The following is a 25,581-nucleotide window of genomic DNA, read 5'->3' as shown; positions in this document are numbered from 1 at the left end:
TGGGAGAATACAAATCAAACCAAGTCATCGCTCAGGTTACATCGGCTCGGAGCGTGGCCGGTGACGACCGATGTCGCTGCCCGCGAGGCGCATCCGCGCCGAAGGGTCTGATGAATGTTGTCGAGGCCTGTATCCGGCGGTGATGCAACGAGACGTCCCGGATCGCAGGGGCGCCGCCGATCCCGACAATTGGAACGGTCCCCTTCACGCCTTCGTGATGGCCTGCGGACGAGGATCGGCGCCATGGCCATCGACATCCTCACGCCGCGCGTCCTCGCCTCGGCCGTCGCCCTCGGGGGGGTGATCACCATGATGGCCGCCCCCGAGCCGAGCTGGCATTCGGTGGGCATCGGCCTCGCCTGCCTGCTGGCCTTCGGGGGACTGTCGCTGCTTTCCGCCCTCGGCCCGGATCAGGCCGAGCCGCGCCGGACGCTGATCCGTCCGCGCAAGGGGCGGCGCAGCGTCGTGGTGCACGCGGAGCGGGAGACCTTCGCGCGCATCGCCCCGGACGATGCCCTGCTGAGACTTCCGCCGCCGCGCGGCCTGAACGATCCCCATCCGGCCCTGTTCAAGGGCCTGCACGTGCGACGCAGCGGGTCTTCCCGCTGATCCTGCGGGTCTCGTTCAGACGTCGTGCGGGCTCGGGCCCGCCGAATCCGCCAGGAAGCGCCGGACCAGGAGGCGGGCGAGGTCGCGCGGGGCTTCGGGCGTCAGCACCGCGAGCTTGCGCGAGGTCGAGAGCGAGGCGAGGCCGTGCAAGGCAGCCCACAAGGTGGCCACGGCCTGGCGCCGTTCCACGGGGTCGGTGATCAGCGGAGCGAGCACGCGGTCGACGAGGTCGGTGGTCTGCCCCAGGGCCTCGGCGTACCAGTCCGGGAAGCGGCTGTCGGGGGCCAGCTGGTGCTCGAAGACGAGGCTCCAGACCTGCGGATCGGCGGCCACGAAGGCCAGGTAGGCGTCGGCCAGGCCCAGGGCCGCGTCGAGCGGCGGCGCCTCGGGCGCGACGGCCGCCTCCAGGGTCGCATGCAGACGCGCCAGGGTGCGGGCATTGACCCGCATCACCACCGTGTCGAGGTCGCCCACCGCGTTGTAGATCGAATTCGGCGCGTAGCCGATGGCGCCGGCGAGCCGCCGCATGCCGAGCCCGCGCAGGCCCTCGTGCCGCACGAGGGATTCCGCCGCCTTCGTCACGAGCCCCAGGAATTCCTCCCGGTTGTGCTCACCGCGCGGGCCGGTCCCCCGCTTCTCTGCGCGTGCCATCGCGGCTCGCCCTCCTCTTCCAATCTGCGCCGATCCCTGCCGATCCCGGACTACGTGCGTCGCCGCACCGGACCATCGCGCAGCATTGCACGGTGTGCAATCCGCAGATTGAACGCCGGCCGTGACCGAGATATGTTTTGAACACCGTACAAAGAATGTCCGGTTCAGCATTTGACGGTATGGCGCCGGGCAGGCAGTCATGCCTCGTTTCGATCAGCGCCGCGTCGCTCGCGCCTCGTCTCAACGTTGCGTCGTCCGAGGAGACCTCCATGTTTCGTACCTTGATGACGACGCGCCGGTTCGCACCGCTGTTCTGGTGCCAGTTCTTCTCGGCCTTCAACGACAACTTCCTCAAGAACGCGCTCGTGTTCCTCATCCTGTTCCAGGTGGGCGGCGCCGGCGGCGGTTCGCCGATGCTGGTGACCCTGGCGGGCGCCGTGTTCATCGGCCCGTTCTTCATCCTGTCGGGTCTCGGTGGCCAGATGGCCGACCGCTACGACAAGGCGCTGATCGCCAAGCGGCTGAAGTTCGCCGAGATCTTCGCCGCCGCCGCCGCCGCCCTCGGCTTCTGGATGCACTCGGTGCCGGTGCTGTTCGTGGCCCTCGGCCTGTTCGGGACGATCGCGGCCCTGTTCGGGCCGATCAAGTATGGCATCCTGCCGGACCATCTGCGCCGGGACGAACTCACCGCCGGCAACGCCCTGGTGGAAGCCGCGACCTTCCTGGCCATCCTGCTCGGCACCATCGTGGCGGGCCTCGCCACCGCCATGGGCGGCGGAGCCCTGGCCTTCAGCACCATGATCATGGTGTTCGCGATCCTGTGCTGGCTCTCGGCCCGGGCGATCCCCTCCACCGGCGAGGCCGCCCCGACGCTGCGCATCGATCCCAATGTCGCGCGTTCCACCGGCGGTCTCCTGCGCGACCTGTGGGGCGACACGCGGCTGTGGCGCGGCTCGCTGATCGTGAGCTGGTTCTGGCTCGTGGGCGCCGTGATCCTGTCGCTGCTCCCCGTCCTGGTGCGCCAGAGCCTCAACGGCTCGGAGACCGTGGTGACCACCCTGCTGGCGGTCTTCTCCATCGGCATCGCGGTGGGGTCGGGCCTCGCCTCCTGGCTCGCCAGCGGCCGCATCGTGCTGCTGCCGACCCCGATCGGCGCCCTGTTCATGGGCCTGTTCGGCCTCGACCTCGCCTGGACGGTGGCGCACCTGCCCCCGGTCTCCGGCGCTCCCCTGGGGGCCTTGGACTTCCTCACCACGGGCACGGGCCTGCGCGTCACCCTCGACCTGTTCGGGCTGGCCGTGGCGGGCGGGCTCTACATCGTGCCGTCCTTCGCCGCCGTGCAGGCCTGGACCGACAAGGACAAGCGCGCCCGCGTCATCGGCGCCGTCAACGTGCTCACCGCCGCCTTCATGGTGGCGGGGGCGCTGGGTCTCGCCGCCCTGCAGGGCGCCGGCTGGTCGATGGCCACGCTGCTGGCCCTGCTCGGAGTGCTCAACCTCGTGGCGGGCGCGGTCATCCTGGCCGTGCTGCCGACGAGCCCCTTCCGCGATTTCCTGTCGATCCTGTTCCGGGCCTTCTACCGCCTGGAGGTGCGCGGCCTGGAGAATGTCGAGAAGGCCGGCCCCAACGCCATCGTCGCCCTCAACCACGTCTCCTTCCTCGACGCGCCGCTGGCGCTCTCGCTCCTTGACCAGGAACCCGTCTTCGCCGTCGATCACGGCATCGCGCAGCGCTGGTGGGTGAAGCCGTTCCTGGCGATGACGAAGGCGATGCCGCTGGATCCGACCCGGCCGCTCGCCACCCGCACGCTGATCAACGCGGTCAAGAACGGCGAGACGCTGATCATCTTCCCCGAGGGGCGCCTCACCGTCACCGGGAGCCTGATGAAGGTCTATGACGGCGCCGGGCTGATCGCCGACAAGTCCGGCGCCATGGTGGTGCCGGTGAAGATCGAAGGCCTGGAGAAGACGATCTTCTCGCGCCTGTCGAAGAACCAGGTGAAGCGGCGCTGGTGGCCGAAGGTCACCGTCACGATCCTATCGCCGGTGGCCCTGAGTGTGGACCCGGCCCTCAAGGGCAAGGCCCGCCGGCAGGCGGCGGGCGCCGCCTTGTACGGAATCATGTCCGACCTCGTCTTCCGCACCGCCGACATCGATCGCGGCCTGATGCAGGCCCTCATCGACGCGGGCGACCGCCACGGCTGGCGCCGCATCGCCGTGGAGGACCCCATGGGGCGCCTGAGCTATTCGCGCCTGGTGATGGGCGCCAACATCCTGGGGCGAAAGCTCCAGGGCCTCGGCGCCCCGGGCAAGCCGCTGGGCGTGATGCTGCCGAACGCCAACGGCGCGGCGGTGACGCTGTTCGCCCTGGCCTCGGCCGGGCGGGTGCCGGCCATGATCAACTTCTCGGCGGGGGCCGCCAACATCCTGTCGGCCTGCCGGACCGCGGAGGTCGACACCATCCTGACCTCGCGCGCCTTCATCGAGAAGGGCCGCCTCGGCCCCCTCGTCGAGGCGATCAAGGGCGCCGTCACCCTCGTCTACCTGGAGGAGATCCGGGCCGGGATCAGCACGGGCGACAAGCTCCGGGGCTTCCTCGCCAAGCGCGCCCCCCTGGTGGCGAGGGCCGGCGACGACCCGGCCGCGATCCTGTTCACCTCCGGCTCGGAGGGGGCGCCCAAGGGCGTGGCGCTGGCCAACCGCAACATGCTGGCCAACACCGCGCAGGTGGCGGCCCGGATCGATTTCGGACCGAGCGACAAGGTGTTCAACGTGCTCCCGGTCTTCCACGCCTTCGGGCTGACGGCAGGACTGGTGCTGCCGCTGGTCTCCGGGGTTCCGGTCTACCTCTACCCCTCGCCGCTGCATTACCGGATCGTGCCCGAACTCATCTACGGCTCGAACGCCACCGTCCTGTTCGGCACCGACACCTTCCTGGCCGGCTACGCCAAGACCGCCCATTCCTACGATCTGCGCTCGCTGCGCTACGTCGTGGCCGGGGCCGAGGCCGTGAAGGATTCCACCCGCAAGACCTGGGGCGAGAAGTTCGGCCTGCGCATCCTGGAGGGCTACGGCGTCACCGAGTGCGGCCCGGTGGTCGCCCTCAACACCCCGATGTTCAACCGCTTCGGCACGGTCGGGCGCCTGCTGCCCGGCCAGGACTGGCGCCTGGAGCCGGTGCCGGGCATCGAGGAGGGCGGGCGCCTGTCGCTGCGCGGCCCCAACATCATGCTGGGCTATCTCCGGCCCGAGCGCCCCGGCACCATCGAGGCACCGCCCGGAGGCTGGCACGACACCGGCGACATCGTCGCCATCGACGCCCAGGGCTTCGTGACGATCAAGGGCCGCGCCAAGCGCTTCGCCAAGATCGCCGGCGAGATGGTGTCCCTGGCCGGCGTCGAGGCCATCGCGGCCGAACTCTGGCCCGACACTCCGAGCGCCGTCGCCGCCGTGCCGGATGCCCGCAAGGGCGAGCGGCTGGTGCTGTTCACCGAGCGCAAGGACGCCACCCGCGCCGCCTATCAGACTTTCGCCAAGGGCAAGGGCGCGCCTGAGATCGCGATCCCCGCCGAAGTGGTGGTGCTCGATCGCGTGCCCATGCTGGGCACCGGCAAGGTCGATCAGGTCAGCGTGGTCAAGCTCGCCCACGAGCGGGCCTCCGGCGAGGCGCCCGCCGCGGCCTGAGACGGCGGGATGTCCGGCCCGGGCGAGGATTCGGCCGGGCGCCGAACCCCGATGCACCGTCTCGGATTCACCGCCTCGGATTCCCAGCGTGCGGGACGTCCGAGGCGGACCCGCCCGGCCGGGTCCGGTTCCGCTCCGGCCTCCGCGCGGCACGTCCGGGTACCGGTTTGGGACGCCGAGACAACAGATTTGGACTCCCAGACCAGCCGGCCGACTCAACCTGGCCGCGCAATCGTCTATGTTGCTGCAGAGGCTGGCGGTCCCGCAACGGGGTCACCGCGGCAAGACGAGATCATGGATGCGCGCGGCGCATCACGCTGGGTCTCAAGCAGATGGCAAAAGGCGTCATGAGCGCGGACATCCACACGATCCCGATGCGCGGCGGCAAGACGGGCACCGATGCGGCCCCAGCGGCGGCGCATGCGTCGGATCGGGCCGTCGCCCAACTGCGTCCCGCGACGCCCCCCACAGGCACGGCCATGTCTCGCACCCTTCAGCAGGCTCGGAGAAGGCTTACGATCGTGACGGAACAGACTCATCCCGAGGCATTCGCCCGCCACTCCCTATCCCAGAACACCCGGTCTCTTGAGATGTCCTCCGACGAGTCGAGTCCGTATGGTGCGGATAGGGACCAGTCCGACATGGACCAGTCCGATATCGACGAGCCCGACATGGACATGACGAGCGCCGACGATGCGCGCTCGGATGCCCCGGGCCGGGACGACGCGTCCGCGACGTTCACCGGGCGGGAGGACGCACCCCAGGCGCTCCGTCGCCGCGGACCGCTCGTCACCCGCTGGATCGGCTTCTCGGCCCAGCGCCGGCGGGCTCGGGAGCGGACGAATCGCCTGCAGCATCACGACACCGGCGCGGCACGGTCCGGCTCCTGAAACCCGCAGCCCGCGCCCCGGCCCTCAGCGGCGCCGGCTGCGGGTGGGAAGGACCAATGCTTCGATGACGTTGCGCAGCTCGGTTTGGCGCTGCGCGGCGTCGGTGACCTGATCGTCGAGGCCGAGCCTCCAGGCCAGATCCCGCCTGTCGGGTTCGCGATGCAGCGCCTCCACCAGGTCGGCCTGGGCCTCGATCGCGCTTCGGTCGCGCGCCAGCCCGGCCTCGACCAGCCCGTCGGCCTGCCGGCGCAGGGCCCCGCCGACCTCGTCGAGACCGATCTCGGGGTGGTACTGCACGCCCCAGAACGTCCCGCCATCGTGCCGGATTTCGGCCGCCTGAACCACGGTGCTGCGGTTGACCGCGAGCAGGACGGCGCCGTCCGGAAGCGTCTCGACCTCGTCGGTATGGATGCTGGGCGCATCGTAGGCGGCGGGCCGCCCCTTGAGGAGCGGATGGGACCGTCCCGCCTCGGTCGGCGTGATGCGGCGCGCGAACCCCGCCTCGGGGCCGTTGCGGTTCTGCCGGACCGTGCCCCCCGCCGCCACCGTCGCCAGTTGCAGCCCGGCACAGGAGCCGAAGGCGGGTGTTCCCGCCGCGAAGGTCGCGCTCATGAAGGCCAGGGACCGTCGGACCTCGGGCGTCTCCTCGTAGAGATGCAGCGGCGAGCCGGACAGGAAGACCGCATCGTAGCCGGCCAGGCTCTCGCCGAACGGCAGGGCGCCGTCGGCATCGGCCGGCTTGATCCTGTGGCAGGTCGCCCCCGGGGCGAGCTGGTTCAGCATCGCCACATAGGTCTCGCCGGAGGAGCGCCCGACGCTGTCGCGACGCTCTTCGCGGGCCTCCGGCGGCTCGCTCTCGGCGACGAGGAAGCGAAGCCCTGATGGCGATGCTGGCAAGGGACGGATGCTCCGGGGAGACATTCCCCGGAAACCCGAACCGGTGACCGCCACCGGTGTTCCCGGGCGGGCGGACCTGCCGCAGGGCGAAGGGCCGGAGAATCCCGGGTCCCCGACGGGCCGGACCGGACGCCCCTCCGCGGTCTCAGAGGAACTTGGCGGGATCGGGGTTCGGCGGGGCCGGCTTCACGTCCGACCGGTTCCACCAGCCGCCGCCGAGGGCCTGGAACAGGGCGGCGGTGTCGGCATACTGGTTGGCCCGGGCGCCGGCCGACGTCACCAGGGCCGAGAGGTAGGATTGCTGCGCGATCAGCACCTGCGTGCTGTTGAGGGCGCCGGCGGCGTATTGCTTGCGGATCAGCCCCAGGCTCTGGCCCGTCGCCCGCTCGGCGGCCGAGGCGGCAGCCACCGCCTGGGCATCGGACTGGAGCGCGCGCAGGGTGTCGGCGACGTTCTGGAAGGCGCCGATCACCACGGCGCGGTACTGGGCCTGGGCCTGAGCCAGCGTTTCCTCCGCCGCGCGCTGGCGCCGGAACAGGGTTCCGGCATCGAAGATCGGCTGGGCCACGGTGCCGACGATGCCGTAGAACGAGGCCGTCGAGGCCGCGAGCTGGGCGATCCGCACCGCGCTGGCCCCGCCATTGGCGGTGATGTTGAATTGCGGCAGGCGGTTGGCCACCGCGACGCCGATTGCGGCGCTGGCCTGCTGGACGTTGGCCTCCGCCGCCTTCACGTCCGGACGCTGCTGAACGAGGCGCGAGGGCAGACTGACGGGCAGGCGGGTCGGCAGGCGCAGGGAGGCCAGGGTGAAGGTGGCGGCGATCTCCTCGCTCGGCAGGCGCCCGACCAGCGCGGTGAGCAGGTTGCGCTGCTGGGCGAGCTGCTTCTCCAGCGGCGGCAGCAGCTGCATCGAGACCGAGAGGGCGGCCTGCTGCACCACCACGTCGGCCCCGGCGATCTGCCCGAGGGAGAGCTGCTTGTTGTAGAGGGTGAGGACTTCGGTCTGGGCCTGGATCACCTTGCGGGTGGCGTCGATCTGCGCCCGCAGCGACGCCTCCTGGATCGCCGCCAGCACCACGTTCGTGGTCAGGGTGAGGTAGGTCGCCTCGAGCTGGAAGCGCTGGTTCTCGGCCTGGGCCTCCAGCGACTCGATCTGGCGCTGGTTGCCGCCGAACACGTCGGGGGTGAACGAGACCGTCACCTGCGGCGTGTAGAGACTGTAGAAGAGCTGCCGCGTGTCGTTGAGCGGCCCCTGCAGGGCGCCGCCGGGCGCCTTCTGGCGCGAGCCGAGGCCGTTGGCACCGACCACCGGGAACAGCGTGCCGCGCTGCGCCTCCACGTTCTCCTGGGCGATCCGGAGCGACGCCTGCGCGGCGTCGAGGTTCGGGTTGTTGGCCAGGGCTTCGGCCACGAGGCGGTCGAGGGCGGGCGAACGGAACAGGGTCCACCACTGCCCGGGCACGTCGGCGCCGGACACGAAGGTCTGGTCGGCCGAGCCGCCGTGGACGGTGCGGACGGCGTCGGCGGCGGTGGGGTTGCCGAGCGGCTCGCGGGTGTAGCGGATGGCGGGCGGATCGGCGGGCGGCCGGTAATCCGGCCCGACGACGCAGCCGCCGACCGCACTCAGGACCAGGGCGGCGAGGCCGGTGCGGACCATCGGGCGCAGGCTCGGCGCCCGGCCTGGCCGGAGCTTGATCTCGGGGGATGCCGCCATGGTGTCGGAGATTCCTGTCGCCGTCCGCGGCGGTAGAGGCGCCGGGCCGGCACCGAAGTCAACGCGGGCCTTCGCCGGCCCGGAGAAGCGTGATCGCGTCCTCATGCGGGCTCGACCCGGGCGGCCGCGCGGGCGGCCGTCGGCGACAGGGTCGCGGCCGGGACCCGGCGCGAGAACAGCGCGATCAGGATCGGCACCACCACCAGGATGAGGATCGGGGCGAGCAGGATGCCGCCGACCACCACCAGGGCTAGAGGCTTCTGCACCTGCGAACCGATGCCGGTGGAGATCGCCGCCGGCAGCAGGCCGACGCAGGCGGCCACGCAGGTCATCATGACCGGCCGCATGCGCACGTTGGCGGCCTGCCACACCGCCTCGGCCCGCCCCCAGCCGTCCTCGAGGAGCTGGTTGTAATAGGACAGCAGGATGACGCCCTCCATGGTCGAGATGCCGAAGAGCGCGATGAAGCCGATCGCCGCCGAGATCGAGAACGGCGTCAGCGTGAGGACCAGCGCGAAGATGCCGCCGATCATTGCCATCGGGATCACGCTGAGCGTCAGCGCCATGTCGGTGACGGAGCTGAAGTTGACGTAGAGCAGCAGGGCGATCAGCCCGATCGTCACCGGAACCACGAGGGTCAGGCGCTGCACGGCGTCCTGCAGGTTGGTGAACTGGCCGACCCATTCGAGGTGGAACCCGGCCGGCAGGGTCACGTCCTGGGCGATCCGGGCCTGGGCCTCCAGCACCGCGCCGCCGAGATCGCGGCCGCGCACGGAGAACTTCACCGGAATGTAGCGCTCCTGGTTCTCGCGGTAGATGAAGGCGGCGCCCGAGACGAGCTCGACCGTGGCGATCTCGGACAGCGGCACCTGGATCACGCCGCCCGCCGGGTTCGCCGCCCCGACGGTGATGTTGCGGATGGTCTCCAGGCTGCGCCGGTATTGCGGGGCGAGGCGAATACGCATCGGGAAGTGACGGTCCGAGCCGTATTCGTAGAGGTCGCCCGCCGTCTGCCCGCCGATCGCCGCCTGCACGGTGGTGTTGACGTCTCCCGGCGAGAGGCCGTAGCGCGCGGCCTTGCGCCGGTCGATGTCGATCCGCACCGTGGGCTGCCCCAGGGAGGCGAACACCGCGAGGTCGGTGATGCCGGGGACCTTCGCCAGGCTGGCCTTGATCGCCTCCGCCGTCTTCGTCAGGTCGTTGAGGTCGTTGCCGTAGATCTTGACCGAGTTCTCGCCCTTCACGCCCGAAGCGGCCTCCTGGACGTTGTCCTCGATGTACTGGGAAAAATTGAACTCGATGCCGGGAAAGGCCTCGTCCAGCTTGGCCGCGAGGTCGCGGACCAGCCCTTCCTTGTCGAGGCCCTTGCGCCAGGTGTCGAACGGTTTCAGGGGCGCCAGGATTTCGACGTTGAAAAAGCCGGTGGCGTCGGTGCCGTCATCCGGGCGGCCCTGGTGCGACAGCACCGTCACCACCTCGGGCACCTCGGCGATGATCTTGCGCAGGCGCTCGACGGAGGCGTTGCCCGCCTCGAGGGAGATCGAGGCCGGCATGGTGCCGCGGATGTAGAGATTGCCCTCCTCGAGTTTCGGCAGGAACTCGAGGCCGAGGGTCCGGGCGGCGATGCCGGAGGCGCCGAGCAGGGCGGCCAGCAGGAGGAGCGACAGCACCTTGTTGCGCAGGCCCAGGCGCAGGATCCGCACGTGGCCGAAGCGTAGCAGGCGCACGATCAGTGTGTCGCGCTCCTCCACGCGCTTCGGCAGGATCAGCGCCGAGAGCGCGGGCGACACCGTGAAGGTGGCCAGGAGTCCGCCGATCAGGGCGTAGGCGTAGGTCTTGGCCATCGGCCCGAAGATGTGGCCCTCGACGCCCGTCAGGGTGAAGAGCGGCAGGAAGCCGACGATGATGATGGTGGCCGAGAAGAAGATCGCCCGGTTCACCTCCGCCCCCGCGATCGCGATGGTGCCGAGGCGCCCGGTCAGGCCACCCGGCGGAGGCTGATCCTCGGAATGCTCGGGTTCGGCCAGATGCCGAAACACGTTCTCGACCATGATCACGGTGGCATCGACGATGAGGCCGAAATCGATGGCGCCGAGGGAGAGGAGGTTGGCCGAGTCCCCGCGCAGGACCAGGATCAGGATGGCGAAGCCGAGGGCGAACGGGATGGTCGCCGCCACGATGACCGCGCTGCGCAGGCTCCCCAGGAACAGCCACTGCACGACGAAGACCAGCACCACGCCGGAGACGAGGTTGTGCATCACCGTATGGGTGGTGGTGTGGATCAGGCCGCTGCGGTCGTAGATGCGCTCGACTCGCACGTCGGGAGGCAGGATGCCGCTGGCGTTGATCTTGTCGATCTCGGCATTGACCAGACGCAGCGTCGGCAGGCTCTGCCCGTCCCGGCTCATCAGGACGATACCTTCGACAATGTCGTTGTCGCCGTCATGGCCGACGATGCCGAGGCGCGGCGCGTGCGAGACCCGGACCTCGGCGACGTCGCGGACCAGCACCGGCACGCCGTTGACCTGCGTCAGCATCGTGTCGCGGATGTCGTCCATGTCGCGGATGAGGCCGATGCCCCGGACCACGGCCGATTGCTCGCCCACGTTGAGGGTCTGGCCGCCGACATTGATGCTTGAATTGTTCAGCGCCGTGACGAGCTGGACCAGGGTCAGGCCCTGGGCCTGGAGCCGGTTGAGGTCGACCGCGATCTCGTATTCCTTGGTCCGGCCGCCGAAGGCCGTCACGTCGACCACGCCGGGGATCGCCTTGAACCGGCGCTGCAGCACCCAGTCCTGCAGGGTCTTCAGGTCGGTGGAGGAGTATCCCTTCGGACCCGTCACCTTGTAGCGCATGATCTCGCCCACGGGGCTCGTCGGCGAGATCTGCGGCTGAGCGCCGTTGGGCAGGGGCGGCAGCTGCGCCAGCCGGTTGAGCACCCGCTGCAGGGCCTCCTGGTAGGTGAAGGCGTAGGTGAACTGCACCTTCACGTCGGAGAGGCCGAACAGCGAGATGGTGCGCACCACGGTGGCGTTGGGAATGCCGGCGAGCTGCACCTCCAGCGGGATGGTGATGTAGCGCTCGATCTCGTCGGCGGATTGCCCGGGATTCTGCGTGATGACGTCGACCAGCGGCGGCACCGGATCGGGATAGGCCTCGATGTTGAGCTGGGTGTAGCTGGCATAGCCGAGCGCCAGCATCGCCACGAACAGCAGGAACACCAGCACGCGCTGGCGCAGGGCGAAGACGATGAGGCTGTTCATGGCGGATTGTTCATGGCTGGCCGTTCATGGCTGGCTGTTCATGTGGGAGGGGCGTGCGGCCCCTCAGGAGGCCTTGTCGCCGCTCGTCGCCCGATCCATGAACACGGCACCCCGGGTGACGATCGACTCGCCGGCGGAGATCCCGTCCGTCACCTGCGCCATGCCGCCGGCGGTGAGGCCGAGGGTGATGTCGCGGGCCTCGATGGCGCCGTCGGGCCGGGCGACCCAGACATGCGCGCGCGCGCCCTCGTAGACGATGGCGCCCGTCGGCACGGCCGGTGCCGACTGCTCCGGCCCGGTGAAGAGGGTGAAGCTGGCGAACATCTCGGGCTTCAGGACCTGGTCCGGATTCTCGACTTGGCTGCGCACGGCGAGGCGGCGGGTCGCCGGATCGAGGCTGGCCGCCAGGTAGTCGACCCGCGCCTTGAAGACCCGGTCTCCGAAGCCCGCCACCGTCGCCGCGACCTCCTGGCCGATCCGGACCCGGGGGATCTCGCTCTCGCGCACGTTGGCCACCAGCCACACCGTCGAGAGGTCGCCGATGACGAAGACCGGGTCGCTGGAACTCGACAGGTACTGCCCGAGCCCGACCTTGCGCTGGACGATGGTGCCGGCGATCGGCGCCCGGATCTGGGTCTCGGAACTCAGGGTGCCTTTCTTTTCGTAGGCGGCGATCTCCGCATCGGTCTTGCCGAGCAGGCGCAGGCGGTTCTTCACCGCATCCAGGCTGGCCTCGGCGGTCCGCAGGTCGCTCTGGGCCCCGATCACGTCGTTCTGGGCCGCCTGATAGTCCTTCAGGGCCACCGCCCTGGCCTGAAACAGTTCCTGCTGCCGGGCCGCGATGGTCTGGTCCAGCTTCAGCAGGGCAGTCGCCTTGGCGATCGTGTTGAGTGCGGCCTGGTAGTCGCTCTGGGCCTGGAGCATGTCGGTCGCCTCGAGGGTGAGGAGGACGTCACCCGCTTTCACCTCGTCGCCCGCCCGCACCAGAACCTTCGTCACCCGTCCGGCATACGGCGAGGTGACGGGCACGTTCTCGTCGTCGTTGAGGGCGATGCGGCCCTCCGCCATGCCCTCGGGCCGGAAGCTCCGCACCGTCACGGGCACGATGCCGAGAGCGGCGCGCTGCGCCGGGCTGGGACGGAAGACGCGGGCCACCGGCGCGGCCCGCGTGCGGACGACATCCGCGGCCGGGGCATCCGGCGCGGCGAAGGGCGCCCGGATCGAGGCCCCGGCCCAAGTGATGAAGCCCAGGGTCGGGCCGGGCCAGATTCCGGCGGCCACGACGGCGCCGGTCAGCAGCCCGAGGGGAATGACGATCCTGGCGATCGCACGCGGTGTCCTGGTCATCAGGCGCAATTTCGTTTCGGGTTGGTCGTGGAGCGGCATCCGGAGCGATCGCGGATCAGGCGAACGCCACCCCGGACGAAGGCGTCAGGCGAAGGTCGGGGGCGCGTCACCGTCCCGGATCGTCGTCCCGGATCGGCGCGGAGCCGCAATCCGGCCAGCCCCAGGTCCGAGATGGGACCGGGAATCGGAGACACGGCCGCACCGGGCGACGCCATAGCGGGTCCGCACTCCATTTGCGTGACATGGTTCGAGGCGCCCACCACCGATCCGGGCATCCGCAGGACCGTCGCCGGTGCGCGAGCGGGATGGCTGCCAGGGGGCGCGTGTCGTCGAAGCCGGGATCGGAGACATGATGGAGTCCGGCTCCGTCGATCGGACCGGTCGCACCGGCGAATCATGCGCGTTTCACGTGACGCCTCCCAGACGGGAGGGTATCTGCCAGACAAGTTCAGGAATAATCCCGGCAAAAACCGCCTCTCGGGCGATTAACATGCGCTGATGCATCTTTGCATCACGACTCTCGAAATCGTGCTCGAAATCCGTTGGTGCGGGGCACGCATGATTCAGGGCGTTGCCCGGAAGGAATAGGTCGCGCCGACTCCGACCGAGACGTGATCGACCGACCCGAAGCGCTGGACGATCGGACTGCGGGCGGCATCGAACAGCAGCCGGTCGTAACGGGCATAGACCAGGGTCTGCCAAGCCTCCGACCAATCATACGCGACGGCGCCCCCGATGCCGGCCGAGCGGAGGCCGCCCTTCGGATCGTAGGATGCGAGACCCGGTGCGCGCCCCGAAAAGCCGAAATCAATGCGCTGGGACGCGGCGTCGGCCAGCACAAGGCGCGGGCCCGCGCTCAGGGTGAAGCGCCCGAACCGGCCGATCGCGTCGCCCGCGAGCTTGATCTGGATACCGTCACGGGCGCGGACGCCCTGGGTCACCTCGGCGCGCAGGCGCAGGGTCTCATCCGCGAACCACAGCTCTCCGAAGACGCCGAGCCCCACCGTGAGGGGCACCGTCGGCAGGCCCGGGGTGAAGTGGACATCCCGCGCCGAACGCCCCTCCCGCAGGTCGATCACCGGGCCCATCCGCACGGCGCCCGCCTCGACCAGGGTGGCGTCGAGGCCATCGTCCGGCGACCACCATTCGGGCGCTTCCCCGGCCCGGCGGAACGACAGGTAGGGCAAGCCCCAGAGCGACGTCCGGTCCGAGCCCTGGAAGCGCGGCCCCGTCCCGGCGAGTGCGCCGATGGTGTAGACGGTGCCGGGCGCAAACAGGCTCCCGAGATCGTCGGCCCGCGCATCCCCCGGACAGGTTCCCGCGGCCGACAGGATCATCGCCGCCATGGCGAGGCGCCTGCGTCCGCCCGGGGGCGCCACCTGCGTTTCACCGGAGGATCGCTCGGAGCCCATCATCATTCCGCTGCCTTCCAAAGCTGCCCCCCCAGTCCGGGTCTCGCAAGCCGGGTCCCCCAAGCCCGCAAGCCCAGTTCCGCGCGTCATCGGACCCGGCGAACATGCCGTGTGAGGGGGGAGAGTGATGGTGGCCGGGAGGACCGGACCATCGATCAAGAGAGCACCGAACCATCTATTGATGGAGTTGGCGCACCAGCCCATCGAAGGGGTCAAGGGGATGGGAAAGTCAATTGCCGCGGCACGCTTCCACAGACTAGCCCAGCACATCCCGGCGGAAATGATGAACGATCCCGCACGCCGGGCGGCCGCAACCCGTCGATCCGCCGCAGGGTGCGGTTCGCGCCGAGGCTACCGGAGTTCCAGCACGCCGAGCCGGTCGGAAGCCGCCAGCGCGATCTGTCGAGCCGGCGGCAGGACGCTGACGCTCACGGACCCGTCGTCGCCGAAGCGGTGCAGCCGCGCCGCGTGCGGCGGCCGGGACAGGCGCAGAGTCACGGACCGCGCCGGGATGTCGGGACGGGGCTCGCGGGCCTGCCGGTCCCAGCCGTCGAGCCCGAGCCAGAACGGCACCAGCACGGCGCCGTCCGCCCGGTGGAAGCGGGCCGTCACGAGGTCCGGCACCGTTTCGGGCAAGGTGACGCCGATCGGGTCGGGGCCGCCTCCCGCGGCAGGGCCGGCTTCCGCAGCGTGGCCGCCGAACAGACGGATCAGGCTGCGCACGGCGACGAACGAGGCGCCCGGCGTGCCATCGGGGTTCAGGAGCCCGAACCGGCTCTCCGGGTCGGTGTCGCCCCGGTCGAAGGAGGCGATCAGCTCGTAGAGGTAGGTTCGCCGCACGCCCTGCAGGTAGCTCCAGAGAAGAAGACGCGGCAGGTAGCGGGCGCGGATGCCCTCCGAGACCGGCAGGTGGGCGCTGCGGGTGGCCAGGGCCGTGTGGTAGCCGTTCTCGGTGACGATCACGGGCGCGGTGCCGAAGACCGGCCGCACGGCCGCGAGGAAACCCGCGAGGCTGCCCGCGCCCCGGGTCTCGGGATGCTCGAGCCCCGGATAGGCGTGGACGTTGGCGAAGTCGACCGATCCGGACAGGTTCTCGGCGGCCGCGATGTTGGCCTGGATGTAGCTCGGCCCGGCGACCTTCACGGCGGGGAAGCGCCGGTCCTCGCGCACGGCGCGGAACAGGGCCGCCTGATGCGCGGCGGAGAGGCGGGCGAGGCCCGGCCCGGCGGCCACCGGCGGCTCGTTGCCGCCCTCCGCGATGACGAGTCCGTCCGCCGCCCAGCCGGCGATCTCGGCGAACCGCTCCGGTGGCACCCGCGGGCCGGGGGTGAGGCCGTCGTAGAACACGAGGCTGAAGCGATAGCCCCGGCGGGCGAGGGTGGCGATGCGGGCGAACTGCCCGGCCGGCTCCGACCCGACGAGCACGATATCGTCGCGCAGGTGACGCACGCCGAGGTCGTCGAGGGCCGCCGCACAGGCCGCGAAGCGCTCCACATAGGGCGTGCCGCCATGGCCGAAATGCACGTTGATCCCGATGGCGTCGACGAGATCCGCGCAGCGATGCGTCGGCACGGTCTCGGCTTCCGCCCGGCCCGCGAGCGCCCCGGCCGTCAGGACGAGGGCCGCGCGGCGGGTGAGGCCGCTCACGTCCGACCCAGGACGACGCGGGCGACGGCGCGCGGGTCGAGGGTGCGCGGGGCGGGCACGGAGTTCGGTCGCGGCGCGTCCTGGACCGCCCGCAGGACCTCGCGCAGATGCCGTCCGAGCAGCGCCGGCGCCTCCGCCGAGCTGAAGTTATGGTCGATGTCCGGAACGATCGTGACCGGTGCGCCGAGGCGGCGGTCCGCCGGTCCGGGGGAGCGGCCGAGATGGCGGCGCAGGGCGGCGAGCCCGGGATCGCCCGCGCTGTAGATCAGGCGGATCGTGGCGCCGCGGCGCCGCAGCCGGGCCACCCGCCGGGCGGCTGAGCCGCCGGGGGAGACGGGCTTCACCAAACGCCGGAGGCGGCGCAGGGCGGTTGCGAGCCCGCGCCGGGCCAGCGTCGCGCCGATCGCACCGACCCGGATCTGCCCGCTCAGGAGCCGCCGCCAGGTCGCGCCCCGGGTCAGCAGCGCCGCATAGGTCGAGGTGCTGCCGAAGACCTGACGGATCACGGCGTCGACGTCCTGGCCCGGGTCCCAGTCGAAGCAGTAGAGGTTGATCAGGAGGGCACCATCGACCCGCGCGTCCCGGCACAGGGCCTGGAACGCCGCGTAGGCGCCGCTGCAATTGCCGACGAGCACGACGCGGCTGCCGGTCTCGGCGACTGCGTCGAGGGCGCAGCGGATGTCCTCGAACCCGTCCGGGGCGAACGGCGGCTTGCGCGCGTCCGGCCGGTCGCCGCTGTCGCCGATGCCCGCGAGGTCGAAGCGGAGCGACGGGACACCGTCGGTCGCGAGCGAGCGGGCGAGATCCGTGGTCTGCCGGCCCCAGCCCGAATGCACGGTCATGCCGGTGGACACGAACAGCACCGTCGGCGCATCGGGCTCCCTCCGTCGGGGCGAGCACCGGATGCCGAACAGGTCCGGGTGGAACCGCACCGGCGCCTCGGTCCAGCCGGGGCCGTCGAGGCGCGCCGGGGCGAGGCGCAGGGGAACGGCCGGCTCGGTGCGCGTCATCCCCGCCGCAGCGAAGGCCGTGACGCGGGCGAAGGCCGCATCCGGGATTTCGGCGAAGATCGGGTCCCCGATGAGCGCGGCCAGACCGGGGAACGGCCCCGCCTCGACTTCGCTGCCGAGGGCGGTCAGCCGGGCCGCCAGGGCCTTGGTCTCGGAGGCCAGGAGCAGGACCTGCGGTGCCGGCGGACGCACGATGGCGCTGGCGTCGAGGTTCTGGAGGTCGGCCAGGAAGGCCGGACCCAGGCGAAAGCCGCCGACGCTGAGGCTGTCGGAGGCCTGAACTTGGGTCTTGGTCTGGGTCTGGACCGAACCCGGCCCCTCCGCCACGCCCCCGACCGTCCGGGCGCGCAGCCGCATCTCGCGCAGGTAGGCCCGCCCCGTGGCGGCCGGCGCCAGCAGGACGAGCCGGTCCACCGGCTCCGCCCGGGTCGTCAGGACGGCGAGGTTGGCCCCGAGCCGCAGGCCGACCAGGACGACCTCCGTGACGCCGGTCGCCTCGCGCAGGAAGCGGACCGCTTGGCCGATCGCCGCGACGCACGTCTCGACCCGGACCTCGCCGGCATCGCTGGCATCACCGGAATCGCCCTCGCCCGGATAATCGAAGCGCAGGGTCGGACAGCCCGCCGCGGCGAGCCCTTCCGCCAGCGCCCGCCAGGGCCGGTGGGCGGCCAGTTGCTCGAAGCCGTGCGCGCCGCACAGCACGACGCCGCGCCGGCCCGCGGCCGGGTGGAGCCAGCCGAACAGGCCGCCGAAGGTCACCGGGGTGGCGGCCGAGAGAGCGGAGGAGGAAGTGGACGAGGGGGCGGCCGAGGGGGCGGCACCGCCCGTGATTCCGGAGCGAACATCAGACACCATGACCGAACCTCGCGATGTCCTGACTGTTGAGGGCCGACACCTCCCCCTGCGGGAGGTGGTGGGCGCCGGGAAACGTGACGAACCGCTCCGTCCCGGGCGCGAGGTGGAAACCGTTGTCGCATGGCCGCGCCCCGGGACTTTTCACCCGCACACCGAGGGCGAGGTGATCCGTCGTGATCCGCAGGGTCGGCGTGCGAGCCCCGGCGACGGGCTCCACGCGCAGGCCGATCGCGGTGCGGGCGATCGGTCGCGGGCCGGGGAAGTGGAAGCTCTCGGCCAGGCCGGTGCCGCTCGCGTCGGTCAGGCAGGCCTGGGCGACATCGTGGATGCGCGGCCCGAAGCGATAAGCGTCGGTGGCATCGAAGAAGCGGCCGAGCATCTCGGAGGAGGACAGGGTCAGCGAGGCCCGCGGGCCGATCGCGACAGCGCGCTCGGCCTTCGCCGCGACCCGGCCGCTCCGATCCGCGAAGGTCAGGCGCAGGCCGAGGGTCAGCGCCTCGGCGGTCTCGTTGTGGACGTGGAGATGGAGCCCGTTCAACCCTTCGTCCGACAGGGTGACCTGAACCGGGCGAAAGGCGCGCTTCAGGGCGTACCAGCCGGATTTCGGGGCTTGGGTCCGGTCGATCACGCCCCAGCCGGTGCCCGGCCCGAGATCGCGCAGGAACCAGACGAGGCCGCCGGCGGTGGGGGAGCGCGCCCGGCGCCACTCGGCGAAGGTGGCCTCCATCACCTCAGCGACGGCGGCCCGGCCGAGTTCGAGGTAGCGCTGCGGATCGGTGGCGCGCAGGGTCGCGGGATCGACGCCGTAGAGCAGGGCGACATAATGGTCGCGCACCTGCTCGAAGTCCCAGTCGGCCCCCCGGTCGCGGGGAATACCCGCGTCCCAGGCCGGGTCGGACGGGTCCATCCCGCCCAGGGTCTCCGGATCGGGCAGGGTCTCGGGATCGGGCAGGGTCTCGGGATCGGGCAGGGTCTCGGGATCGGGAAGATTGGCGAAGGCGAGGCACTCGGTGGCGAAGCCCAGCTCGGCCCGGCGGGCATCCTCCAGGGGGCGGCGGTAGGCGCCGACGCCGTAATAATGGGTGCAGCCGGCGCTCACCGAGAACGGCAGGTCGCCGCCCGAGGGCGAGTTCGGCACCACCACGAGGTCGGGGCGCATCGTGGCGACCTGCGCCGGCAGGGTCTCGGCACAGAAGGCATCGGCCCAGACGCTGCGCGGGGCGCCCAGCATGGCGGCCTGCTGCCAGACCTCGCTGCCGCCGCAGAGCACCGCGAGGGACGGCGCGAGCTGCGTGCGGTCGAGAAATCCCGCCATCTCGCGGGCGAGGCTCGCGGCGAAGTCCGGATCGTCGTGGGGATAGTCGAAGTTCGCCAGCATCAGGTCCTGCCAGACCAGGAGGCCGGCGGCATCGCAGTGATCGAAGAACTCGGACGACGGGTACAGCGTGGTGCCGGACACGCGCAGCATGTTCATGCCGGCCTCGCGGGCCAGGGCGACGAGGGCGGCGTCCTCTTCCGATCCAAGGCCGACGAGATCCGGCGGCATCCAGTTGGCGCCCCGGCAGAAGATCGGCACGCCGTTGACCGCGAGCGAGAGCCCCGCCTCGAAGGGCCGGGTCAGCGACAGGGTGCGAAAGCCGGTCCGGCCGAGATCGACGGGAGCGCCGTCGATGTCCACCGTCACCGGGTGGAGATGGGGCGTCCCGTGGGTGTGCGGCCACCAGGGCGCGACGCCGGGAAGCTCCAGGGTGCCGACGAACAGGCCGGGTTCGGCCTCGGTCAGGCCGACCTCCCGCCCGTCGCACCGGAGCGTGACGGAGACGGCCCCGCCGGGGATGCGCAGCCGTGCGGCGAGAGACCCGGTGGCGCCGTCGAGGGAGGCCCTCAGATCGGCCTCTGCCAGCCGCGACGGGGCCGGCTCCACCGTCACGGGCCGATAGGGGCCGACGCAATCGACCGCCGGGCACCAGCCCGGCATGAAGCCCAGGAGGCTCGTCCGCACGTGGCGCAGGGCGCCGGGAGTGACCATCCGGGGACGCCAGCGGCCGCGCTTCGATGGCCGTTCGAGCTGCGCCGTCAGGGACCGGAAGCAGAGCGCGAGATCCGTTCTTGAGGCGAGATCGGCGTCGATGACGTAGGCTTCGAACATCGAGCGGGTGACCAGCACCGGAACGCCGTCGAGCCAGATTTCGGCCAGGGTCGCCAGACCCTCGAAGCGCAGGCGCACCGGACCGGTCTCGCGCAGGCTGGTCCGATACCACGCGTCGCGATCGTGGATCGGCGTTGGCGCAGCCTCCGACCAGCGCCCGGCGTCGCGCAGGGCGGCCGCAACGGTGCCGGGGACGGGAGCCGGAATCCAGTCGGTCGCCCGTTCCACCAAGTCGCCCGGTCCGGCGCAGGCGCCGGGCGGCGTCAGGGCGAGGCGCCAGGGGCCGGCTACCGCCCGCGGCGCCACACCCCCGATCGAACGAAGACGAGCCACGATCCGCCTCGCTCAGCCGGGAACGCGGTCGAGGGCGCGGTCGAGGGCATCGAACACGTCCGCGTAGGTGGCGGCGAGCCGGTCGAGGCGCGGGGTCAGCCCGTCGGCGCTACGCCGGTGGAAAGCCCGGGCGAGCTGGAACTGGAAGGCTTTCGCTTCGGCGCCGAGCCGATGGGCGGCCTCGGATGCGGGACCGAAGAGACCGCGCCCCATTCCCTCGAGCCAGGTGCCGGCGAGCCCGGTGCCGTCGAGCCAGGCGAGATGGCTCGCCAGCAGCTCGAAATTCGCCCCGAGCTGGCGCGTGGTGTTGAAGGCGTAGGCGTGGAAGACGGCGAGCGGGCGGGTCACCAGGGCAGGCGCCGTCGCCGCGAGGGTGTCACGGAAGGCCACGACCGGGTTCCGCTCCGGGGCCCGGGCGCGATGGCGCTTGAGGAGGTCGAGGGCAGCGCCCGGGAGATCGGCCGGGCCCAGGGGCTTGGCGATCGCCTTCACGAATTCGGCGTAGGGCGGCAGCACCGCGGGACCGAAGATGCCTCGGTAATCGTCGCCCGAGAGCCGGAACCGGCCGGCATTGTGGAGATAGTCGAGTTCCCGGGCCTCGGGATCGAGGGCCAGGATGCCGATCGTGGTCTTGCCGTGGTCCCGGCCGTAGGTGGTGCCGTGGGTGTCCGGCAGGTGGATCGCATCGACCTCCACCAGCACCGGCCGTCCGCGGGCGGCCAGCGCCCGGGCATGCGTCTCGAGGCCGTCGTAGACCGCGAGTTCCAGCACCTCCAGCCCGTAGAGCCGTTCAAGGTCGGCGGCGGGCGGCTTGAAGAAGGTGAACTGGTCGCCCTCGAAATCCTGCCGCAGGGTGAAGCCCAGCATCGCCTCCGGCACGAGGCCGCGCCCGTGCAGGAGTTCGATCCAGAGGTCGACGTAGCAATTCGTCTCCGGCCAGTTGCGGTCGGCCCCGTGGAGCGGGTGCGGCGCATGGGGCTGGTCGGCGCCGGGCACGGGCGACGTCCGGGCGAGAGCGGCAGTCACCGGATCAGCCCCACAGGGTGGCGCGCACGGAATCCGGCCAGGCGGCGAGGTCCAGGCCGTGATGGCGCAGGAGGGCGAGGGTGATCCGCTCCAGGCCGAAGCCGACGCAGGCGGTGTGGGCCACGCTGCCATCGGCCTGGCGCAGGTCCCAAGTCGTGCCGAAATGATCCTGGTGGTAGTTGAAGCTGAGGCAGGCGGTCGGCTTCTCGACGCTGTTGACCGGCACGTTCAGCTCGAACTTCAGGTTCTGCTGGCGCTGGTTGTTGGCGAGCATGCGCCCGGCGCGGCCGAAGAACGGATCGTTGGCGACATCGATCGCCAGCGGCAGGGCGAGGCTGCGGATCATCTCGGTGCCGCGGGCGAGCCAGGATTCGCGGAAGGCCAGCACCTGCTCGGGGCTCCCCATGCGGACGTATTCGCGCATCCGGAACAGCTGCATTCGGGTCGGCTCGAGGCTCGGCTCGCGCCGGAAACAGTAGGATTGCAGGTCGAACAGGCCGCCCCCGGCGGGCAGGGGGCCTCGCGCGGCCGCGGCGGGATAAAGCGGGTAGCAGGCCGCCGGGGTGAGGACGATGTCGGTCGCCCGCTGCTGGCCGGTCCAGTCGTTCCGGGCCTCGACGCAGGCCAGAAGCTCGGCGTGCTCCGCCTCGTTGCCGCAGAAGCTGTGCACCGTGCCGGCAAGGTTCGGGAAGCCCTTCAGGTAGCCGCTGCGCTCGAAGGCGGGCCGGCTCATGGCGGGGGGAAAGCGCATCACCTCGGCCCCATCCGCCGCGCCGAGGCGGGTGATCAGGCGCTCCAGGGCATCCACCACGCTCTCGAAGTCGCCGCTGCGGCCGTAGAGGCCGTCGACGCCGGTGCGGACCAGGAGGCCCTGGTCGAACAGGCGGTCGAGAAAGCTCGGTGCGTCGGTCCCCGCATCGTCGGCGATGGTGTCGGCGGGAAGTGAGAAGGTCGATTCCATCACGCGCTCATGAGCTGTCCGCCACCCTTCTGCACGAGCAGGAGCTTGGCGGTGTTGGCGAGGATGCGGTCGTTCCCGATCATCAGCGGTGCCGACAGGACGTCGCGCAGGGGCCGGCCGAGACTGAAAGGCGTGCCGTTCTTGTATCCAGCGAGGCCGACGATCGCGAGGGCACGCTGCACGATGTCGACGGCCATCTCGGACGCGGTGGTCTTCAAGTTGTTGAGCATGACCGCGAAACCGATGGAGCCGATCGCGTCGGCATCGCCCTGTACGTCCTCGTAACGGACCAGGGCGGCGACGATGGCGCTCCGCAGGGCCTGGAGCGTATTTGAGACCTCGGCGAGGCGCAGGGCCGTGGGCGGGACCTGTCCGGGCTGGCGCCGGGCCTCTCCCTGCACGAAGGCGCGGGCGCGATCGACGGCCGCATTCGCGATGCCGAACCAGACGCTGCTCCACAGGAGATGCGAGGCGGCCAGCATCGACTGGGCGGCGATTTCGGCGAAGGGCTTCGGCAGGATCTGCGCGACCGGAAGGCCCCGGGCCTCCAGGCGAAAGCCGTCGCTGCAGGTGCCGCGCATCCCGAGAGTGTCCCACACGCTCGTGCGCTCCAGGAAGATCTGGTCGGCGAGGAGGGCCACCAGTACCTGATCGGAGCCCGCCGCGTCCGGATGGCGCCGGGCGGTGGCCAGGATGAGATCGGCCTGCCGGCCATAGGAGATGACGGACGCATCCTTGCCGAGGGAGAACACGCCGTCCTCCGCCTCCACGGCGCAGAAGCTGGTGCGCAGGTCGCCGCCGATGCCGGCCTCGGTGGTCGAGGAGGCCACGAGCAGCTGCTCGCGAGCGATCCGCTCCATGAGCTGGCAGTGCCAGGCGCTGTCGAGCCCGTGGGCCACGAGGCTCGCGACCTTGATGTGATGCATGGCGAACACCATCGCGGCGTTGCTGCAGGCCTGGCCGAGGGTACTGCAGACCACCGCCACCTGGCGCAGACCTGCGCCCTCGCCCTCGAACTGGCTTGGGATCTGAAGGCCCAGCAGCCGTTCCGCCTTCAGCGCCGCGACCGCCTCCGCGGGGAAGCGGCCCTCGCGGTCGACCGCGTCGGCGTGTTGGGCCGCCACGGCTGCCGCGCGCTGGGCACGCTGGGCCAGGGCGTTCACGCCGCGACCGACTGCAGCACCGCGGACACGGTCTCGCGGATCGCCCGGATCGTGGAGAAGGACCGGCGGGTCAGGAACTCGTCCGGGAACTCGATGCCGAAGCGCTCCTCGAGGGCGAGCATCAGCTGCACAGAGCCGAACGAATCGAGACCGCGGTCGAACAGACTGTCGTCCTCGGCGATCTGCTGCGCAACGGGGGCGAGCGCCTCGTTCGAACCGAGAATCGTCCGAATATCGTCTGAGGTAACCAAGGCACCGCTCCATTCCCGAAGGAGGTCCATGTATTGATCAGCAATCGAGATTGTCAAACGACTAAAGATTAATTGGTAAACCCGCTATTCTTGGCTCCTGACGCGTCGACAGGTGGACTAGCGCGGCAAACATCCCCTCGCTCGAATCCGCGACATTGAACAGGCTCCGCATTTCCGCCATCTCCGGACACAGGCAAGCGTTGCCGTGCGTTCGCGCAGGATGGGCGCAAGACGAGATCGAGACATCCCAGCGATGAATAAACTCTGATCCTGTCCGCCGAAGATCGGCGCGATTCAGGATAACCCGCGAAAGTTCGTGACTTCGGAGGCGCCGCGGGGCTTCATTCGACAGGACAGGCGCTGGCTGCGTGCCGCCCCTGCCGGGTGGACGACCGCACGCGGTCCGGCGGCGAGACATGATCTACAACCTGCAGATTCTGCGTGCCCTGGCCGCCTACCTGGTCTTCCTGACCCATTTCGGCCTGTACGCGGCCCCGATCCTGCCACGACCGGACGCCCTCGCCTTCGGGGCCGTCGGGGTGGACGTGTTCTTCGTCCTGTCGGGCTTCATCATGTTCGTGAGCACGGCCGGGGGGGGCGAGACGCCCGGGTCCTTCCTGCTGCGCCGGGCCATCCGGGTCGTTCCGGTCTACTGGCTCGTCACCCTCGCGCTGGTGCTGATCGTCCTGGCCGGCCTGAAGCCGATCGGGATCGTCGCGCTCCGGCCCGACTACGTCGTGCAGTCCCTGCTGTTCCTTCCGTTCTCCCGGAACGGCTACGTCGAGCCGCTGAACTCGGTGGGGTGGACGCTCAATTACGAGATGTTCTTCTATGCCGGCTTCGCCGGACTCCTGCTTGTCGCCTCGCTCAAGGCCCGTCTGATCGGGCTGGTCGCCGGCTTCCTCGGACTCGCCCTTCTCAGCCTCGCGCCGGTGCCGGGCCTGTACTGGGCCTATTACACGAAGCCCATCGTGCTGGAATTTGCCGCGGGGGCGGGCCTCGGCTACGTCTATCTGCGCCTCGGCCAGCCGCCCGCGGGCTTTCCCGTCCGGCGGCTGGCCGGCACGGCCCTCGTTGCCGCGGCCGCCCTCGTCCTCGGCGCCCAGGCGCTGGCCGCCGCGCGCGGTGCGGATCTGGAGATGACGGGCTTCGCCCGGCCGCTGGTCTGGGGAACGGCCGCGTTGCTGGCGGTCGGCGCCGTGGTGCTGCTGGAGCGGGGCGGCGTGGTGCTGCGCTCGCGCTGGCTGCTGTCACAGGGCAATGCCAGCTATGCGTTCTACCTCATCCACAACCTGATGCTGCACAGCGCCGCGAAGGTGGCGGCCGTGCTGGTCGCGCCCGGAGCGCTCCGCGTCGTCCTGGTCTTCGTCATCGCCTTCGGCGCGTCGGTCGCCCTCGGGGAATGGCTGTTTCGATGCGTCGAAGCCCCCATGGGCGCCGCGCTTCGACGCCGGCTCGACCGGCGGCCCCGATCCGCACCACTGACCGGAGCGGTGACACCGTGAAAGGCGCGGCTCCGCAGCGACAGCCTTAACCACCGGTAAATGATGACCGCAATTTCTTCAATAAAGCCCTCCAGCCACGACTTTGTCGCAACTTGGAGCGCGCCAGATACCGCTTCTTTACCGGCGGCGACCGTAGTACACCTGAATTGAAGGATCGCGGATTGATATGGCTGGCCTGACGGCAACCGGCAGGGAGTCTGTTCGAACGACCGGCG

At 70.6% G+C, this 25,581-nt stretch carries 17 protein-coding genes; 4 read left to right on the top strand and 13 right to left on the bottom strand.

Annotation, left to right across the window (positions count from 1 at the left end; genetic code table 11):
* The first annotated feature begins 243 nt into the window (after positions 1-243).
* Entirely contained in the window at positions 244-609 is a 366-nt protein-coding gene (locus ASF57_RS18560; protein WP_056485773.1) for a hypothetical protein, read from the top strand.
* 15 nt (positions 610-624) lie between these two features.
* Here the strand turns inward: ASF57_RS18560 and ASF57_RS18555 are convergent, their stop codons facing one another.
* Entirely contained in the window at positions 625-1,260 is a 636-nt protein-coding gene (locus tag ASF57_RS18555; protein WP_056187771.1) for a TetR-like C-terminal domain-containing protein, read from the bottom strand.
* A gap of 269 nt (positions 1,261-1,529) precedes the next feature.
* On the opposite strand from ASF57_RS18555, the gene ASF57_RS18550 reads away from it, so the two are divergent.
* Together ASF57_RS18550 and ASF57_RS25955 are read left to right on the top strand one after the other, a co-directional pair.
* Positions 1,530-4,943 (top strand): acyl-[ACP]--phospholipid O-acyltransferase, encoded by a 3,414-nt coding sequence (locus tag ASF57_RS18550; protein WP_056485770.1) that lies wholly within the window; start codon positions 1,530-1,532, stop codon positions 4,941-4,943.
* Between the two features lie 641 nt (positions 4,944-5,584).
* On the top strand, positions 5,585-5,833 hold the full coding sequence (locus ASF57_RS25955) for a hypothetical protein (protein WP_156376219.1): 249 nt from the start codon (positions 5,585-5,587) through the stop codon (positions 5,831-5,833).
* Positions 5,834-5,857: 24 nt separating this feature from the next.
* Here ASF57_RS25955 and ASF57_RS18540 read toward each other — a convergent pair whose 3' ends face one another.
* From ASF57_RS18540 to ASF57_RS18485, 12 genes are all read right to left on the bottom strand, one after another.
* Complete coding sequence (locus ASF57_RS18540; protein ID WP_200935888.1) at positions 5,858-6,730, bottom strand: type 1 glutamine amidotransferase; 873 nt, start codon at positions 6,728-6,730, stop codon at positions 5,858-5,860.
* 145 nt (positions 6,731-6,875) lie between these two features.
* Positions 6,876-8,444, bottom strand: coding sequence for an efflux transporter outer membrane subunit (locus tag ASF57_RS18535; protein WP_244476998.1), 1,569 nt, complete (start codon positions 8,442-8,444; stop codon positions 6,876-6,878).
* A gap of 101 nt (positions 8,445-8,545) precedes the next feature.
* Complete coding sequence (locus tag ASF57_RS18530) at positions 8,546-11,707, bottom strand: CusA/CzcA family heavy metal efflux RND transporter (RefSeq protein ID WP_056485761.1); 3,162 nt, start codon at positions 11,705-11,707, stop codon at positions 8,546-8,548.
* 63 nt (positions 11,708-11,770) lie between these two features.
* Positions 11,771-13,054, bottom strand: a complete 1,284-nt coding sequence (locus ASF57_RS18525; RefSeq protein ID WP_056486193.1) for an efflux RND transporter periplasmic adaptor subunit — start codon at positions 13,052-13,054, stop codon at positions 11,771-11,773.
* 563 nt (positions 13,055-13,617) lie between these two features.
* Positions 13,618-14,472, bottom strand: a complete 855-nt coding sequence (locus ASF57_RS18520) for a MipA/OmpV family protein (protein ID WP_056485758.1) — start codon at positions 14,470-14,472, stop codon at positions 13,618-13,620.
* 345 nt (positions 14,473-14,817) lie between these two features.
* The gene (locus tag ASF57_RS18515) at positions 14,818-16,113 is read right to left on the bottom strand and encodes a hypothetical protein (RefSeq protein WP_056187751.1); all 1,296 of its coding nucleotides are present in this window, start codon (positions 16,111-16,113) and stop codon (positions 14,818-14,820) included.
* Positions 16,110-17,978, bottom strand: a complete 1,869-nt coding sequence (locus ASF57_RS18510) for an alpha/beta fold hydrolase (RefSeq protein ID WP_156376218.1) — start codon at positions 17,976-17,978, stop codon at positions 16,110-16,112. Before ASF57_RS18510 ends, ASF57_RS18515 begins: the two co-directional genes overlap by 4 nt.
* Positions 17,968-20,460 (bottom strand): glycoside hydrolase family 2 protein, encoded by a 2,493-nt coding sequence (locus ASF57_RS18505; RefSeq protein ID WP_056485755.1) that lies wholly within the window; start codon positions 20,458-20,460, stop codon positions 17,968-17,970. Before ASF57_RS18505 ends, ASF57_RS18510 begins: the two co-directional genes overlap by 11 nt.
* A gap of 12 nt (positions 20,461-20,472) precedes the next feature.
* Positions 20,473-21,486 (bottom strand): DUF1839 family protein, encoded by a 1,014-nt coding sequence (locus ASF57_RS18500; protein WP_056485752.1) that lies wholly within the window; start codon positions 21,484-21,486, stop codon positions 20,473-20,475.
* Between the two features lie 4 nt (positions 21,487-21,490).
* Positions 21,491-22,447 carry an amino acid--[acyl-carrier-protein] ligase gene (locus tag ASF57_RS18495; RefSeq protein ID WP_082504122.1) on the bottom strand — a complete coding sequence of 319 codons (957 nt, stop codon included), beginning with the start codon at positions 22,445-22,447 and terminating at the stop codon, positions 21,491-21,493.
* Positions 22,447-23,610 (bottom strand): acyl-CoA dehydrogenase family protein, encoded by a 1,164-nt coding sequence (locus ASF57_RS18490; protein ID WP_056485749.1) that lies wholly within the window; start codon positions 23,608-23,610, stop codon positions 22,447-22,449. Before ASF57_RS18490 ends, ASF57_RS18495 begins: the two co-directional genes overlap by 1 nt.
* Complete coding sequence (locus tag ASF57_RS18485) at positions 23,607-23,861, bottom strand: acyl carrier protein (RefSeq protein WP_156376217.1); 255 nt, start codon at positions 23,859-23,861, stop codon at positions 23,607-23,609. Before ASF57_RS18485 ends, ASF57_RS18490 begins: the two co-directional genes overlap by 4 nt.
* 416 nt (positions 23,862-24,277) lie before the next feature.
* Here ASF57_RS18485 and ASF57_RS18480 point away from each other — a divergent pair, with 416 nt between their 5' ends.
* Positions 24,278-25,366, top strand: coding sequence for an acyltransferase (locus tag ASF57_RS18480; RefSeq protein ID WP_056485743.1), 1,089 nt, complete (start codon positions 24,278-24,280; stop codon positions 25,364-25,366).
* Positions 25,367-25,581: the final 215 nt, after the last annotated feature.

It is taken from the genome of Methylobacterium sp. Leaf117 (assembly GCF_001422985.1).
Lineage (GTDB): Bacteria > Pseudomonadota > Alphaproteobacteria > Rhizobiales > Beijerinckiaceae > Methylobacterium.
The sequence above is the reverse complement of the archived record's forward strand: the minus strand, read 5'-3'. Positions and strand labels throughout refer to the sequence as shown.